Source organism: Pseudomonas sp. GM60 (assembly GCF_000282415.1).
GTDB lineage: Bacteria > Pseudomonadota > Gammaproteobacteria > Pseudomonadales > Pseudomonadaceae > Aquipseudomonas > Aquipseudomonas migulae.
This window is the reverse complement of record NZ_AKJI01000090.1, coordinates 66,562-82,827: the sequence shown is the minus strand read 5'-3', so window position 1 is coordinate 82,827 and position 16,266 is coordinate 66,562. Positions and strand designations below refer to the sequence as shown.

Annotated in this window: 15 protein-coding genes; 12 read left to right on the top strand and 3 right to left on the bottom strand. The window is 61.7% G+C overall.

Translation table 11 applies throughout. From position 1 onward, the window contains the following. Positions 1–268: 268 nt before the first annotated feature. A complete protein-coding gene (locus PMI32_RS07695; protein ID WP_008032387.1) occupies positions 269–805 on the bottom strand; it encodes a hypothetical protein in 537 nt (178 codons plus the stop codon). 220 nt (positions 806–1,025) lie between these two features. Here PMI32_RS07695 and paaA point away from each other — a divergent pair, with 220 nt between their 5' ends. The 9 genes from paaA (at position 1,026) to paaZ (ending at position 10,270) form a co-directional block, all read left to right on the top strand. After that, the gene (gene paaA / locus PMI32_RS07700; RefSeq protein WP_008032385.1) at positions 1,026–2,015 is read left to right on the top strand and encodes a 1,2-phenylacetyl-CoA epoxidase subunit PaaA; all 990 of its coding nucleotides are present in this window, start codon (positions 1,026–1,028) and stop codon (positions 2,013–2,015) included. A 28-nt stretch (positions 2,016–2,043) separates the two neighbouring features. Beyond that, the gene (paaB, locus tag PMI32_RS07705) at positions 2,044–2,325 is read left to right on the top strand and encodes a 1,2-phenylacetyl-CoA epoxidase subunit PaaB (RefSeq protein WP_007943393.1); all 282 of its coding nucleotides are present in this window, start codon (positions 2,044–2,046) and stop codon (positions 2,323–2,325) included. A gap of 8 nt (positions 2,326–2,333) precedes the next feature. After that, entirely contained in the window at positions 2,334–3,095 is a 762-nt protein-coding gene (gene paaC, locus PMI32_RS07710; RefSeq protein WP_008032384.1) for a 1,2-phenylacetyl-CoA epoxidase subunit PaaC, read from the top strand. Then, positions 3,082–3,615: a 1,2-phenylacetyl-CoA epoxidase subunit PaaD gene (paaD, locus tag PMI32_RS07715; RefSeq protein ID WP_008032381.1), complete on the top strand. Its 534-nt coding sequence runs from the start codon at positions 3,082–3,084 to the stop codon at positions 3,613–3,615. Before paaC ends, paaD begins: the two co-directional genes overlap by 14 nt. Before the next feature lie 33 nt (positions 3,616–3,648). After that, positions 3,649–4,725 carry a 1,2-phenylacetyl-CoA epoxidase subunit PaaE gene (gene paaE, locus PMI32_RS07720; RefSeq protein ID WP_008032379.1) on the top strand — a complete coding sequence of 359 codons (1,077 nt, stop codon included), beginning with the start codon at positions 3,649–3,651 and terminating at the stop codon, positions 4,723–4,725. A gap of 194 nt (positions 4,726–4,919) precedes the next feature. Next, positions 4,920–5,228 (top strand): DUF485 domain-containing protein, encoded by a 309-nt coding sequence (locus PMI32_RS07725; protein WP_008032377.1) that lies wholly within the window; start codon positions 4,920–4,922, stop codon positions 5,226–5,228. Then, positions 5,225–6,871 (top strand): cation acetate symporter, encoded by a 1,647-nt coding sequence (locus PMI32_RS07730; RefSeq protein ID WP_008032374.1) that lies wholly within the window; start codon positions 5,225–5,227, stop codon positions 6,869–6,871. The genes PMI32_RS07725 and PMI32_RS07730 overlap by 4 nt, the downstream gene beginning before the upstream one ends. Positions 6,872–6,903: 32 nt before the next feature. Continuing rightward, positions 6,904–8,157, top strand: a complete 1,254-nt coding sequence (locus PMI32_RS07735) for an OprD family porin (protein ID WP_008032372.1) — start codon at positions 6,904–6,906, stop codon at positions 8,155–8,157. Between the two features lie 58 nt (positions 8,158–8,215). Next, positions 8,216–10,270, top strand: a complete 2,055-nt coding sequence (paaZ, locus tag PMI32_RS07740; RefSeq protein ID WP_008032371.1) for a phenylacetic acid degradation bifunctional protein PaaZ — start codon at positions 8,216–8,218, stop codon at positions 10,268–10,270. A gap of 479 nt (positions 10,271–10,749) precedes the next feature. Here paaZ and PMI32_RS07745 read toward each other — a convergent pair whose 3' ends face one another. After that, positions 10,750–11,898, bottom strand: coding sequence for an MFS transporter (locus PMI32_RS07745; protein ID WP_008032369.1), 1,149 nt, complete (start codon positions 11,896–11,898; stop codon positions 10,750–10,752). A 99-nt stretch (positions 11,899–11,997) separates the two neighbouring features. Here PMI32_RS07745 and PMI32_RS07750 point away from each other — a divergent pair, with 99 nt between their 5' ends. The 3 genes from PMI32_RS07750 to PMI32_RS07760 all read left to right on the top strand — a co-directional run bounded on the left by PMI32_RS07750 (position 11,998) and on the right by PMI32_RS07760 (position 15,570). After that, positions 11,998–12,762 (top strand): AraC family transcriptional regulator, encoded by a 765-nt coding sequence (locus PMI32_RS07750; protein WP_008032367.1) that lies wholly within the window; start codon positions 11,998–12,000, stop codon positions 12,760–12,762. Positions 12,763–12,859: 97 nt separating this feature from the next. Then, on the top strand, positions 12,860–13,981 hold the full coding sequence (locus PMI32_RS07755) for an HlyD family secretion protein (RefSeq protein WP_008032365.1): 1,122 nt from the start codon (positions 12,860–12,862) through the stop codon (positions 13,979–13,981). Then, a complete protein-coding gene (locus PMI32_RS07760; RefSeq protein WP_008032363.1) occupies positions 13,978–15,570 on the top strand; it encodes a DHA2 family efflux MFS transporter permease subunit in 1,593 nt (530 codons plus the stop codon). The genes PMI32_RS07755 and PMI32_RS07760 overlap by 4 nt, the downstream gene beginning before the upstream one ends. Here PMI32_RS07760 and PMI32_RS07765 read toward each other — a convergent pair whose 3' ends face one another. Next, positions 15,571–16,011, bottom strand: a complete 441-nt coding sequence (locus PMI32_RS07765; RefSeq protein ID WP_008032361.1) for a carboxymuconolactone decarboxylase family protein — start codon at positions 16,009–16,011, stop codon at positions 15,571–15,573. Between the last annotated feature and the right edge of the window lie 255 nt (positions 16,012–16,266).

Genomic DNA, 16,266 nt, shown 5'->3' with positions numbered 1-16,266 from the left:
CACTGCGCAGAACCTCCACTCGGCCTCTCGAGGGGGCGCTCAGATCAAAAGCGGAAGGCGAGCTAACGCTCGGCCTGATGAGTGGTGGAAATCAAAAGCGTATGGGATTCCCTGTAGGAGCCGGCTTGCCGGCGAAAAGCGTTTGGACGACGCGTTCATTCAGGCAGCACGCGTTATCGTTGACGACCATCGCTGCGATGCGGCGACCCGACAAGCCAGCTCCTACAGGGGGCATGCGAACCACAACGAAGGAGTCAGAACCTCGCCATCAGCGATTACGCGAGAGAACTCTGGCGACGATGCGCCTGGCAGTGACGCGCCTGTCCAGACTATCGATGTGAGCACCCAGCGCCGGGATCAGTCGCGCTTTGCGCATGTCGTCGAGCTTGGCCACCCCCAGCCAATAGATGAATGGCAGTACAAAGCCTCCTCCAAAATGACCAAACCACTTGGCAATAAACGATGACGGGACGATCAGCGCCACCAAAACCAGCCAGGACCAGGTCAGCGGCTTGGCCATCTCCTTATAGATAACATCACTCGAACCCAAGGCATAACTGAGCGAAAGATGGTGATTGCGCAGCACTACCGGACACACATATTCCTTGTGTGAACTGCTTGCGTAGATCACGGATACCTCATGACCTTTACGCAACTGGAAATCTTCAAAACCATATTCCAGACGGCGCTCTTCGCCCTCCTTCGTTCTGATCCAGATCACCCCACGGCTCGGCGTGTTGCTGATCACCACCCCATGCTCGATGTGGAAATGAATCCTGACCTTACCGAAGGTGAAATCCTGCATGCCCACTCCTTGAAATTCCGTCACCGACGACGAGTCGCCTAGCCGGTAAGCGGCGGATGCTACTAAGGCGCCATCAGGCTGTCCAGAAACCGGACTTGCCCCTTACGTCGAAAGCGATACAAAAAAACATACGACACGATATTTTCTGTTTGATATTAAATTCTGTATCGCTTATAAAGTTCTCCATGCCCTCGATCAGATTCAAGGCGGGAGACCCCCAATGTACGCACAGCTCGTAGAAACCGGCGTTAAGCGCATCAAGGACCTGTCGGAAATGTCCGAACAGGAACGCGCCTTCCAGGAAAAAATCGATTCAGAAATCAAGATCGAAGCGAAAAACTGGATGCCTGATGCCTATCGCCAGACCCTGATTCGGCAGATCTCGCAGCACGCCCACTCGGAAATCGTCGGCATGCTGCCCGAAGGCAACTGGGTCACCCGCGCGCCATCGCTCAAACGCAAACTGCAATTGATGGCCAAGATTCAGGACGAAGCCGGCCACGGCCTGTACCTGTACAGCGCCATGGAAACCCTCGGCGCCGACCGCGACGAAGAAATCGCCAAGCTGCACAGCGGCAAGGCCAAGTACTCGAGCATCTTCAACTACCCGACCCTTAACTGGGCCGACATGGGCGCAGTGGGCTGGCTGGTGGACGGCGCCGCGATCGTCAATCAGGTGGTGTTGCAACGCACCTCATACGGCCCCTACTCCCGGGCCATGGTGCGCATCTGCAAGGAAGAAAGTTTCCACCAGCGCCAAGGCTACGAAATCCTTCTGACCATGATGCGCCACGGCAATCAGGCGCAAAAAGACATGGTCCAGGACGCGATCAACCGCCTGTGGTGGCCGTCGCTGATGATGTTCGGCCCGAGCGACGAACACTCGCCGAACAGCGCCCAGTCCATGGCCTGGAAAATCAAGCGCCAGAGCAACGACGAACTGCGCCAGCGCTTCATCGACCAGACCATCCCGCAACTCGAATTGCTCGGTTGCACCTGCCCCGATCCGGACCTGAAGTGGAACGCCGAACGCGGCCATTACGACTTCGGTGAAATCCAGTGGAGCGAGTTCTACGAAGTGCTCAAGGGCAACGGCCCGTGCAACCAGGAACGCGTCGCCACCCGCCGCAAAGCCATTGAAGACGGCGCCTGGGTCCGCGAAGCCGCAGTTGCCCACGCCCGCAAAAAACAAAACAAGAACGCCGCCTGATTCGGCCACCTGATCTGGAGACACCGCCATGTCCGAATGGACCCTTTTCGAAGTCTTCGTGCGCAGCAAGCACGGCCTCAACCACAAGCACGTCGGCAGCGTGCATGCCGCCGACACCACCATGGCCATCGAGAACGCGCGTGAGTTGTACACCCGTCGCAGCGAAGGCGTGAGCCTGTGGGTCGTGCCGTCGGCACTGATCACCGCCTCGTCGCCGGATGAAAAAGACCCGCTGTTCGACCCGTCGGACGACAAGGTTTATCGCCATGCCAGCTTCTACGAGCTGCCGGCCGAAGTCGGGCACATGTGAGGTCGACCATGAATAACAACACCGATCTGATCGAATACCTGCTGCGCCTCGGCGACAGCGCCCTGATCCAGGGCCAGCGCCTGTGCCAATGGTGCGGCAAGGCGCCGGCGCTGGAAGAAGAACTGGCGCTGATGAACGTCGGCCTCGACCTCGTCGGCCAGGCGCGCAACTGGCTGGAATACGCCGCTGAACTGCTGGGCGACGATCGCGATGCCGATCATCTGGCGTTCCGTCGCGATGAGCGCGCCTATCGCAACCTGCTGCTGGTGGAACAACCCAACGGCGATTACGCGGTGACCATCCTCAAACAGTTCCTGTATGACGCCTGGCACCTGGAAGTGCTTAAAGGTTTGAGCCAGTCCAGCGATGAGCGCATCGCCGGGATCGCTGCCAAAGCCGTAAAGGAAGTCACCTATCACCTGCGCCGCTCCAGCGAGTGGGTCGAGCGTCTGGGCGACGGCACCGAGGAAAGCCACAAGCGCATGCTCGCGGCGATCCCTGAGGTCTGGCGCTTTACCGTGGAACTGATCGCTGCCGATGACAGCGAACAGCGTCTGTGCGAAGCCGGCATCACCCCGGACATCGCCACCGTCGCCGCCGCGTGGCAAGCCAGGGTCAACGAGATTTTCGCCAGTGCCACCCTGCCGGTGCCTGCCGCGCCGAGCTATTTCTACCTGAATGCGCGCAAGGGCCTGCACACCGAACACCTCGGCATCCTGTTGGCGGAGATGCAATTCCTGCCACGAGCGTACCCCGATGCAACCTGGTGAGCTGATCGCCAGCGACCTCGGCGCCCGGCCGGCCCAACCGACCGACCTGGCCGCCGCGTGGGCGACCCTGGCGCAGGTCATGGACCCGGAAGTGCCGGTGGTCAGCGTGGTCGACCTCGGCATCGTGCGCGATCTCGACTGGCAAGCCGGCCACTTGCACGTGGTGGTCACGCCGACCTACTCCGGCTGCCCCGCCACCGAGGTGATTGAAAGCGACATCCGCGATGCGCTGGAGCTTGCCGGCTTCAGGGCACCGCAACTGGAACGCAAATTGACCCCGGCGTGGACCACCGACTGGATCACCGATATCGGCCGCGAACGCCTGCGCGCTTATGGCATCGCACCGCCCGACGGCAGCACCAGCAAACGCAGCCTGCTCGGCGAAAGCCCGGTGATCGTCTGCCCGCAATGCGGCAGCGCGCACACCGAAGTGCTCAGCGAGTTCGGTTCCACCGCGTGCAAGGCGCTGTACCGCTGCGTCGATTGCCGCGAGCCGTTCGACTATTTCAAGTGCATCTGAGCGGCGATCGGCCGTCCCAGCTGGAGAACAATAATGAGCAAATTTCACAGCCTGACCATCAAGGACGTGCGCGCCGAAACCCGTGACGCGGTGTCCATCGCCTTCGATATTCCGCAGCACCTGCAAGACAGTTTTCACTTCACCCAGGGCCAGCACCTGGTGATGCGCACGCAGATGGATGGCGAAGAAGTGCGTCGTTCGTATTCGATCTGCACCGGCGTCAATGACGGCGAACTGCGCGTCGCGATCAAGCGTGTGGCCGGCGGGCGTTTCTCCGCATTCGCCAATGAGCAGCTGAAGGCCGGGCATAGCCTGGAAGTGATGCCGCCGGCCGGGCACTTCTGCGTCGAACTCGACCCACAACGCCACGGTCATTACCTGGCCGTGGCGGCGGGCAGCGGCATCACGCCGATCCTGTCGATCATCAAGACCACCCTGCAAACCGAACCGCACAGCCGCGTCACGCTGCTGTACGGCAACCGCTCAAGTTCCGGCGCGCTGTTCCGTGAACAGCTCGAAGATCTGAAAAACCGCTACTTGCAGCGTCTGAACCTGATCTTCGTGTTCAGTCGCGAGCAGCAGGATGTCGACCTGTACAACGGCCGGATCAACGCCGAGAAATGCGAGCAACTGTTCTCCCGCTGGCTCGATGTCAAAGCCCTTGATGCGGCATTCATCTGTGGCCCGCAGGAGATGACCGAAACCGTGCGCGACAGCCTCAAGGCCAAGGGCATGGCACCGGAGCGCATCCATTTCGAACTGTTTGCCGCCGCCGGCAGCCAGCAAAAACGCGAGGCTCGCGAGGCTGCACGGCAAGTTGATGCGGCGGTCAGTCAGATCACCGTCATCAGCGACGGCCGCGCGCTGGCCTTCGACCTGCCGCGCAACAGCCAGAGCATCCTCGATGCCGGCAACGCCCAGGGCGCCGAATTGCCTTACTCGTGCAAGGCCGGCGTGTGCTCGACGTGCAAATGCAAGGTCATCGAAGGCGAAGTGGAAATGGACAGCAACCACGCCCTGGAAGACTACGAAGTGGCTGCCGGTTACGTGCTGTCGTGCCAGGCGTATCCGGTCAGCGACAAAGTCATCCTGGATTTCGACCAACTCTGAAGATCACCACAACCCTTGTAGGAGCCGGCTTGCCGGCGATGAGGTCCGTTAAATCACCGCGAACGTCAGACCGTCATCGCTGGCAAGCCAGCTCCTACAGGTTTCGTGTACTGCCTGCCGGAATCCGGTTTCTGTAGGCATTACGCCGAAACACCACGTTTCACCCCCACAACAAAAACAACAGAGAGCGTGCCATGACACCCACTGACGTAGAACTCATCCGCCAGCACCCCGATTTCATCCAGCTGGTTCGTCGCAAACAAAACCTGTACTGGTCGCTGTCGCTGATCATGCTGGTGATCTATTTCGGCTTCGTGTTGCTGGTGGCGTTCTCCCCCGCCACCCTCGGCCAGTCCTTGAGCGGCGGCGTGACTTCGGTGGGCATGCTGGTCGGTGTGGTGATTGTGGTGTTGGCCTTCGCGCTGACCGGTTTCTACGTCTATCGCGCCAACAACGTGATTGATCCGCTCAACGAAAAGCTGAAACAGGAGTGCGCCCGATGAGCCGGCTCCTGGCGTTGTTCCTGTTGCCGCTGGCAGCAGTCACCGACTTCGCGGTCGCCGCCGACGGCGCGTCCCGCCCACTGAACTGGAACGCCATCGGCATGTTCCTGGTGTTCGTGCTGTTCACCCTCGGCGTCACGCGTTGGGCCGCATTGCGTACCCGTTCCGCCAGCGACTTCTACACCGCCGGCGGTGGCATGACTGGCTTCCAGAACGGCCTGGCGATTGCCGGCGACATGATCTCGGCGGCGTCCTTCCTCGGCATCTCGGCGATGATGTTTCTCAATGGCTACGACGGCTTGCTCTACGCCCTGGGCGTGTTGGCGGGCTGGCCGATCATCCTGTTCCTGATCGCTGAGCGCCTGCGCAACCTCGGCAAATATACGTTCGCCGACGTGGTCTCTTATCGCCTGGAGCAAACCCCGGTGCGCCTGACCTCGGCGTTCGGCACCCTGACTGTCGCGTTGATGTACCTGGTGGCGCAGATGGTCGGTGCCGGCAAATTGATCGAGTTGCTGTTCGGCATCGACTACCTCTACGCGGTGATGCTGGTCGGTGTGTTGATGGTGTTCTACGTGACCTTCGGCGGCATGCTCGCCACCACGTGGGTGCAGATCATCAAAGCGGTGATGCTGCTGTTCGGCACCACGTTCATGGCATTCATGGTGCTCAAGCATTTCGGTTTCAGCACCGAAGCGATGTTCGCCGGCGCCACTGCCGTACACGCCAAGGGCAGCGCGATCATGGCGCCCGGTGGCTTGCTGTCGAACCCGATCGATGCGATCTCGCTGGGGCTGGGCATGATGTTCGGCACCGCCGGCCTGCCGCACATCCTGATGCGTTTCTTCACCGTCAGCGATGCCAAGGAAGCGCGTAAAAGCGTGTTCTACGCCACCGGTTTCATCGGCTACTTCTACTTGCTGCTGATCATCGTCGGCTTCGGCGCCATCGTCATGGTCGGCACCGATCCTGCGTTCCGCGATGCCAGCGGCGCGATCATCGGCGGCGGCAACATGATTGCCGTGCACCTGGCGCAAGCCGTGGGCGGCAACCTGTTCCTCGGCTTCATCTCGGCGGTGGCCTTCGCCACCATTCTGGCGGTGGTTGCAGGCCTGGCGTTGTCCGGCGCCTCGGCGGTGTCCCACGATTTGTATGCCTGCGTGATGCGCAAGGGACAGGCCACCGAGCAGCAGGAAATCCGCGTCTCGCGCATAGCCACGCTGTGCATCGGCGTGCTGGCGATCATCCTCGGCCTGCTGTTCGAATCGCAGAACATTGCGTTCCTTTCCGGCCTGGTGCTGGCCATCGCCGCGTCGGTGAATTTCCCGGTGCTGTTCCTTTCGATGTACTGGAAAGGCCTGACCACTCGCGGCGCGGTCACCGGCAGCCTGACGGGGCTGGTCTCGGCGATTGTCCTGCTGGTGCTGAGCCCGGCGGTGTGGGTCAACGTGTTGCATCACGACAAGGCGCTGTTCCCGTACTCCAACCCGGCGCTGTTTTCCATGAGCCTCGCGTTTTTCAGTGCCTGGCTGTTTTCGGTCACCGACACCTCGCCGCGAGCGGCCCTTGAGCGCGGCCGCTACCTGGCTCAGTTCATCCGTTCGATGACCGGCATCGGTGCCTCCGGCGCCAGCAAGCACTAATAACGACCGACTGATGGCAGGGAATAAAAACAATGAAGCCCGCACGTTCTGCACCTTACGAATCACTGTTTTCGCTGGCCGCCGCATTGAGCCTGCCCATGGTCGCCCCCAGCGCCATGGCCGACTTCATCGACGACAGCAAGGCCCGCATTGAAATGCGCAACCACTACATCAATCGCGATTTCCGTCAGGACAACGCGGCGCAATCCAAGGCTGAAGAATGGGCGCAGGGTTTCACTGCACGCATCGAGTCCGGGTTCACCGACGGTACTTTAGGCTTCGGTCTCGATGCGTTGGGGGAGCTGGGATTGAAACTCGACTCCAGCCCGGATCGCCGTGGCACCGGGCTGCTGCCCTTCGGTCCGAAAAGCCATGAGCCGGCGGACGAGTTCAGCGAACTGGGGCTGACCGGCAAGGTGCGGGTGTCGAAAAGCGTGTTGAAGCTCGGCACCCTGCAACCTCTGATACCGGTGGCGACTTACAACGACACCCGCCTGCTCGGTTCGACGTTCGAAGGCGGCTTGCTGACCAGCCAGGAAATCAGTGGCCTGACGCTGAATACCGGGCGCCTGACCAAGGCCAACCTGCGGGATTCCTCCAGCAACGATGACATCGGTTACGCCGCCGCCAGCAGTGATCACTTCGACTTTGCCGGCGGCAGCTACGCGTTCAGTCCGCAACTGAACCTGAGCTACTACTACGGCAAGCTCGATCAGATTTATCGCCAGCAATTTGTCGGGTTGGTGCATACCCAACCGCTGGGCAACGGTTTCAATCTGCGCAGCGACTTGCGCTATTTCGACAGCCGGGGCGACGGCGCCGAACGCGCCGGGCGCATCGATAACCGCAACTTCAACAGCATGTTCACCGTGTCCCACGGTGCCCACAAGGTCAGCGCCACGTACCAGCAGTTGTCCGGCGACAGTGCCTTTCCGTTCCTCAACGGCGGCGATCCGTACGTGGTCAACCTGGTGACCTTCAACACCTACACCCGCGCCGACGAGGACTCCTGGCAGTTGCGTTACGACTACGATTTCGCGGCGCAAGGCATTCCCGGCCTGACCTTCATGACCCGCTACACCGACGGTCGCCACGTCAAGGCCGGCACCGTCGACAACGGCCGTGAGCGCGAGCGCGACACCGATATCAGTTACGTCATCCAGAGCGGCGTGTTCAAGGACGTCAGCCTGCGCTGGCGCAACGTGACCTTCCGCTCCGGCAATGGCCTGAACACCGCCCTCGATGAAAACCGGCTGATCGTCGGTTACACCGTGGCGCTTTGGTAATCCCTGAAGGGCGCGGTTACCGCCGCGCCAACACCTTTCACAACCTGGAGGAATCGTGATGTCTCACGCCCCTACCCTGCAAAGTTTCATCGCCGGTCGCTGGATCGGCCAACACGGTGCCCAGGTGCTGCGCAGCGCCATCGACGGCCACGAGATCGCACGCACCCACGAGGAACGTCCGGACTTCGCCGAAGCCGTCGAGCACGGTCGTCGCCAAGGCATCAGCGGCTTGATGGCGCTGGACTTCCAGCAACGGGCGCAACGTCTCAAGGCACTGGCCTTGTACCTGAGCGAACGCAAGGAGCAGCTCTACGCGATCTCCCACCACAGCGGCGCCACCCGCGCCGACAGCTGGATCGATATCGAGGGCGGCAACAGCACGCTGTTCACCTACGCCAGCCTCGGCTCGCGGGAACTGCCGTCGGGCAACATCGTCCACGAAGGCCCGGCGATGCAGCTGAGCAAGCTCGGCACCTTCGCCGGCACGCACATTCTGGTGCCTCGCGGTGGTCTGGCGGTGCACATCAATGCATTCAACTTCCCGATCTGGGGCATGCTGGAAAAATTCGCGCCGAGCTTTCTCGCCGGCATGCCGTGCATCGTCAAACCGGCCAGCGCCACCAGCTACCTGACCGAAGCCGTGGTGCGGCTGATGGACGAATCCGGCTTGCTGCCGGCGGGCAGCCTGCAACTGATCATCGGCAGCACCGGTGACTTGCTCGACCGCCTGCAAGGCCAGGACGTGGTGACGTTCACCGGTTCGGCCGACACTGCCGCGAAGTTGCGGGTCAATCCGAACCTGATCCGCAACTCGGTGCCGTTCAACGCCGAAGCCGACTCGCTGAACTGCGCGATCCTCGCCCCGGACGTGACCCCGGACGACGAAGAGTTCGAGCTGTTCATCAAGGAAGTCGCACGGGAAATGACCACCAAGGCCGGGCAGAAATGCACCGCCATCCGCCGGGCGATTGTGCCGGCCAAACACATCGATGCCGTCGCGACCCGTTTGCGCGATCGCCTGAAGAAAGTCGTGGTCGGCGACCCGTCGGTGGAAGGCGTGCGCATGGGGGCACTGGCCTCTCACGATCAGCAAAAAGACGTCGCCGAGCGTCTGGAAAGCCTGCTGCAGAGCAGCGACATGCTGTTCGGCGCTCGCGACGGTTTTGAACCGCGTGGCGAAAACGTCAGCCAGGGTGCGTTCTTCGCGCCGACCCTGTTGCAGGCCCGCGACCCGCACGCTGAAGGCGGCGCGCACGACATCGAAGCATTCGGCCCGGTCAGCACGCTGATGGCCTATGACGACCTCGACGAAGCACTGGCCCTGGCCGCACGCGGTAAAGGCAGCCTGGTGGCGAGCCTGATCACCAAGGATCCGCAGATCGCGGCCAAAGCCATTCCCGTCGCGGCAGCCTGGCACGGTCGCTTGCTGGTGCTGGACCGCGAATCTGCCGCCGAATCCACCGGCCACGGTTCGCCCCTGCCACAACTCAAGCATGGCGGGCCGGGTCGTGCCGGTGGCGGTGAAGAGCTCGGTGGTCTGCGCGCAGTGAAACACTACCTGCAACGCGCCGCCGTGCAAGGCTCGCCGACCATGCTCGCCGCCGTCACCGGTGAATACGTGCGCGGCGCCAAGGTCATCGAGACCGAGGTGCATCCGTTCCGCCGGTTCTTCCAGGACCTGCAGATCGGCGAATCGCTGCTGACCCACCGTCGCACCGTGACCGAGGCCGATCTGGTGAACTTCGGTTGCCTGTCCGGCGATCACTTCTACATGCACTTCGACGAGATTGCCGCCAAGGAATCGCAATTCGGCAAACGCATCGCCCACGGCTACTTCGTGCTGTCGGCGGCGGCCGGTCTGTTCGTCTCCCCGGCGCCAGGCCCCGTGCTGGCCAACTACGGCCTGGATACGTTGCGCTTCATCAACCCGGTGGGCATCGGCGACACCATCCAGGCGCGCCTGACCTGCAAACGCAAAATCGATCAGGGCAAAAAGAGCCCGCAGGGCATTCCGCAGGGCGTGGTGGCATGGGACGTGGAAGTCACCAACCAGCTGGGTGAACTGGTCGCCAGTTACGACATCCTCACCTTGGTCGTCAAACGCGAGGATTAACGCAGTCCTGTAGGCGCTGGCTTGCCGGCGATGACGTCCGCATGATCGATGCACATCCAAAGGCCCCATCGCCGGCAAGCCGGCTCCTACAAGGGTTTTGTGTGAACGCCAGTTTCAACGTTCACATCGATCCACTGTAGGAGCCGGCTTGCTGGCGATGGCGTCCGCATGATCGATGCACATCCAAAGGCCCCATCGCCGGCAAGCCGGCTCCTACAAGAGTTTTGTGTGAACGCCAGTTTCAACGCTCACACCGATCCACTGTAGGAGCCGGCTTGCCGGCGATGGCGGCCGCATGATCGATGCAAGTCCAAAGGACCTATCGCCAGCAAGCCGGCTCCTACAAGGGGTTTGTGTGAACGCCAGTTTCAACGTTCACACCGAGCCACTGTAGGAGCCGGCTTGCCGGCGATGACGTCCGCATGATCGATGCATATCCCAAGGCCCCACCGCCGGCAAGGCGTTTGAGTGAGTTCCTGTCAGTTTGCACATCGGTCAATAACCAAACGGCTTCTCGTGTGTGCCAGCAACATCGCCAACCCACCGCACACCATCAGGGTTTCGCCCAACGCTTGTGCCCAGGCCACCAGCATCAGCCCGCCGCCGATCAACAGGTAATACAACAATCCGAACAGCGCGCCCGCCGTGCCCAGCCGGTCCCCATAACTGGCGAGTGCCGAGCCTAGAATGTTCGGGATGGCCATCCCGAACGCCAGCACCACCAGCAGCATCGGCAATACAAACCCAAGGCTTTCTTGCATCAGCCATACGCCACTGGCCCCCACCCACACCAGCATCGCCGCCAGCTGAATCAGCTGCGGGCCACTCACGCCTCGACGCAACAGCCGCTGGTTGAGCCAGGCACCGAGACCGGAACCCAGCGCGAGGATCACCCCGCTGTAACCGAACCACTGCGCGCTCAAGCCCAGTCGCTGGAACACGAAAGGACCGAGGCTGTAGTAGCTGAACAAGGCAATGTTGAACAGCGCGACCAGCAACGTCGAATGCCAGATATCGCGGTCGCCCAGCATTCGCCACAGCGTCTCGAACAAGGCCGGTGTCGTCACCTGCTGCGGTCGTGTTTCGGGCAGGACGCGCAGGCACCACAGCCAGAGCGCCGCGGACAACAGCAACAGACACGCCACGACACCTCGATACCCGAAACCTTCCACCAGGCTCGCCCCGGTGAACAGGCCAATCGCCGGACTGGCCGCCAGCGCAATGCCCATCAGCGAAAACACGTGCGCCAGTTCCGCGCCCTTGAAGCGGTCGCGCAGCACGGTTTGCGTCACCACCGAGCCCACTGCCGCACCGAACGCCGCCAGCGCCTGCGCCATCAACAACGCATCGAACGTGCGAACGTTCAGCGCCAGCAACGATGCGCCGGCGTACACCCCCAGGCCGGCGAGCATCGACGGTCGACGTCCGATGCGGTCGCACATCCGGCCCCACGCCACCACACCAAACGCAAAGGCCAGGAAATACACGGAAAGCATGTGCGCCGCCGCCTGCGGCCCGACCGCGAAGGCCTGGCCGATGTCCGCCAATGCCGGGCTGTAAAGGGTTTGGGCGATCTGCGGGAACATCAGCAAAGCGATGGTCAACACCAACAATTTTTTGTAACTCATCACGACTTCACTCCCCAGGAAAACTGGCGAGCAGCTTATGAAACCGTGACTGACGTATTATCAAAACCCGGACAACTAATCGATGAAATCGGACAAACCATGGCCTGGCTGGATGCACACGCGCAATTCGACCCCGACAGCTATCCCGCCGCCGTGATCGGAATCGCCGCCACCCTTGGCGATCACGACTCCGGTTTACATCAACATCAACGAGGGCAGTTGCTGTTCACCCGCCAGGGCTGCACGCGCATTACCCTCGCGCAGCAGTTGTGCCTGCTGCCGCCCTCCCGCGCAGCGTGGATTCCCTGCGGGGTGACACACCGCGCGGTGATGCAACAGAGCGTCGACTACCGCTCGATTTACCTGACACCTTCGCTGTGCGCCGAGCTGCCGCAACACGTCTGCGTGATTGAAGTCAGCCCATTGCTGCGGGCCGTGCTGGAGGCGGTTGCCCAGGCAGACTTCGACACCGATTGGCAGCACGGCAAATTCTTTCATTTACTGGGCCTGTGCCTCAGCGAAATCCGCGACGCCGCACAGCAGACGATGCTGCTGCCATTGCCCTGGGACAAACGCCTGGCGCCGCTGCTTGCAACGCTCGATCAGCTACCGCCCGAACTTCAGGTCCTGCAAGCGCAGATCGGCGCCAGCGGCCGAACCATCGGGCGAATCTTCCAGCGTGAAACCGGTATGAGCTATCAGCAATGGCGCCAACAGTGGCGGTTGATGCGGGCCATCGAACTGCTCACCACCGGCAGAAACATCGGTTACAGCGCCTTCGCACTGGGTTTTGCCAGTGACAGTGCGTTTATTGCCTTCTTCAAGGACATGACCGGCATCACCCCTGGCCACTGGCGAAAATAGGCACCTGACGATCGGCAGCAGAAATTAATTGCGACCAAATATTACATACGTCATATTACGCACGTAATTAAACGCCGATTCCCACAGGTAATCCTCCATGACCAGCATGCCCAGCCTTGAACCCGACGTTGCCGTTGCGGTGAGCACACCCAAGCCTCCCCTGCTCAAGCGCCTGATCCTGCTGACGCTGGCCATTGCTGCCCTGGTATTTGCAGGCCTTTACGCCGCCCATTGGTGGACCGCCGGGCGTTTCATCGAAGAAACCGACGACGCCTACATTGGCGGCGACGTGACGGTGATCGGGCCGAAGGTTGCGGGTTACATCGAAGAGGTGCTGGTCAGCGACAACCAGAAAGTGAAGGCCGGCGATGTGTTGATCCGCCTCGATTCCCGTGACTACCGCGCCAACCTGTCCAAGGCCGAAGGCGCGGTGGCCGCGCAAGAAGCCTTGTTGGCCAACCTCGACGCCACTGAACAACTGCAACACGCAGTGATCGGTCAGGCCCGTGCGGGGATCGACGCCACCGGCGCTGAAACGGCCCGCTCACGGGACGACAATGCACGCTACAAACGCCTGGTCGGCAGCAACGCGGTCTCCGTGGAAAGTGCGCAACGGGCCGACGCCACTTTCAAGACCGCCCAGGCGCTGAGTGCTCGGGCCCAGGCTGAACTGCTGGCGGCGCAACGCCAATTGAACGTGATCGACACTCAGAAACAGCAGGCGCGCGCGGCATTGATGCAAGCCCGGGCCGAACGAGACCTGGCACAATTGAACGTCGGCTACACCGAGTTGCGCGCACCGATGGATGGCGTGATCGGCAATCGCCGGGCGCGGGTCGGTGCCTATGCGCAAGCCGGTTCGCAGCAGTTGTCGGTGGTGCCGGCCAGCGGGCTGTGGGTCGACGCCAACTTCAAGGAAGACCAATTGGCGCACATGACACCGGGCCAACCGGTGATCATTCACGCCGACGTGCTCTCGGGGCAGGTATTCCACGGTCACCTCGACAGCCTCGCGCCGGCCAGTGGTTCACAGTTCAGCGTGTTGCCACCGGAAAACGCCACCGGCAACTTCACCAAAATCGTGCAGCGAGTGCCGGTGCGGATCGTGCTCGACCCTGCCGACGGCGTGCTCGGGCATCTGCGTCCCGGCCTGTCGGTGACCGCTGAAGTCGACACACGCAAGGAGCCTGAAACGCCTGCCGTGGCCAGCGCGCCATGAGCCGCGCCCTCGCCGCCCCCGCGCAGCCGTTCAACGCCGCCAGCATGGCGACGGCGACCAAGGTCTTTGCCTTCGCCACCATGTGCATCGGCATGTTCATTGCCCTGCTGGATATCCAGATCGTATCGGCTTCGTTGCGCGATATCGGCGGCGGGTTGTCGGCGGGCACTGACGAAACGGCGTGGGTGCAGACCAGCTACCTGATCGCCGAGATCATCGTGATTCCGCTGTCCGGCTGGCTCTCCCGCGTGTTCTCGACCCGCTGGCTGTTCTGCGCATCCGCGGTGGGTTTCACCCTGGCCAGCCTGCTCTGCGGCGCGGCCTGGAACATTCAGAGCATGATCGCCTTCCGCGCCCTGCAAGGGTTTCTTGGCGGCTCGATGATCCCGCTGGTGTTCACCACGGCGTTCTTTTTCTTCACCGGCAAACAACGGGTGATCGCCGCCGCGACCATCGGCGCGGTGGCGTCATTGGCACCGACACTGGGGCCGGTGATTGGTGGCTGGATCACCGATGTTTCCTCCTGGCACTGGCTGTTCTACATCAACCTGGTGCCGGGGATTTTTGTTGCGGTGGCGGTGCCGATGCTGGTGAAAATCGACCAGCCGGAACTGTCGCTGCTCAAGGGCGCCGACTATTTGAGCATGGTGTTTTTGGCGCTGTTTCTCGGCTGCCTGGAATACACCCTCGAAGAAGGCCCACGCTGGAACTGGTTCAGTGACCACACGATTCTGACCACCGCATGGATCAGCGGCCTGGCGGGCCTGGCGTTCATCGGCCGGACCTTGCACGTGGCCAACCCGATCGTCGATTTGCGCGCCCTCAAAGACCGCAACTTCGCCCTCGGCTGCTTCTTCTCGTTTGTCACCGGGATCGGCCTGTTTGCCACGATTTACCTGACGCCGCTGTTTCTCGGCCGGGTGCGGGGTTATGGCGCGCTGGACATTGGTCTGGCGGTTTTCTCCACCGGGGTGTTCCAGATCATGGCGATTCCGCTGTACGCCTTTCTGGCCAACCGCATCGATCTGCGCTGGGTCATGATGACCGGCCTTGGGTTGTTCGCTTTGTCGATGTGGGATTTCAGCCCGATCACCCATGACTGGGGAGGCAAGGAGTTGATGCTGCCGCAAGCGCTGCGCGGAATTGCCCAGCAATTGGCGGTGCCGCCGGCGGTCACCTTGACCCTCGGCGGTCTGGCGCCGGCGCGACTCAAACACGCTTCCGGGCTGTTCAACCTGATGCGCAATCTGGGGGGAGCCATTGGCATCGCGGCCTGCGCGACGATCCTCAATGACCGTACCAACCTGCACTTCACACGATTGGCGGAGAACCTCAACAGCACCAACGAAGCCCTGAATCAATGGTTGTCACAAGTCGGCAACAACTTCGCCACGCTCGGCCAAAGCGGTGACGCGGGTGTCACCGCCAGCCTGCACCAGTTATGGCTGCTGACCTACCGCGAAGCGCAGACGCAAACCTACGGCGATGCGTTTCTGATGATCATGGTCTGTTTCATCATCGCCACGGCGATGGTGCCCTTGATGCGCAAGGTGCAACCACCGGCCGCGCCGTCAGCGGACGCTCACTGATCAGGCCTGAGGCGTTTTACGGAAGCCTACGGCCAGACGGTTCCAGCTGTTGATGGTGGAAATCGCCACGGTCAGGTCGACCATTTCCTTGGGGCTGAACTGCGCAGCGACCACATCGTAGTCTTCGTCCGGAGCGTGGGTCAGGCTCAGTTGGGTCAGGGATTCGGTCCAGAGCAACGCAGCACGTTCACGCTCGGTGAAGAACGGTGCCTCGCGCCAGGCGGTCACGGCAAACAGGCGACGCGGGGTTTCGCCGCCCTTGATGGCATCGGCGGTGTGCATGTCGATGCAGAAGGCGCAGCCGTTGATTTGCGATGCACGCAGCTTGACCAGTTCGATCAGGGTCTTTTCCAGCGGCAGCTTCGAAACGGCGGTTTCCAGGGCGATCATGGCTTTGAGTGCGTCAGGCGATGCGGTGTAGAAATCGATACGGGCTTTCATGGCAGGCTCCAGGAGCAAGTGGGGGTGGAGCTAAGTTAGTCCCGCAGGCCGACTGCTGGAATATCCAATTTCTCAGAAGTCGAGTAGACCGCCGCCGCCCCTTGTAGGAGCCGGCTTGCTGGCGATGCGGGCAACTCGGAGCAAATTGATGAGCGAGGTGATGCTATCGCCAGCAAGCCGGCTCCTACAGGGGGGCGAAAAAATAGTCTGTCAGGCTGATTGCCAGCACTCGGTCCTCGCCACTAGAATGCGATC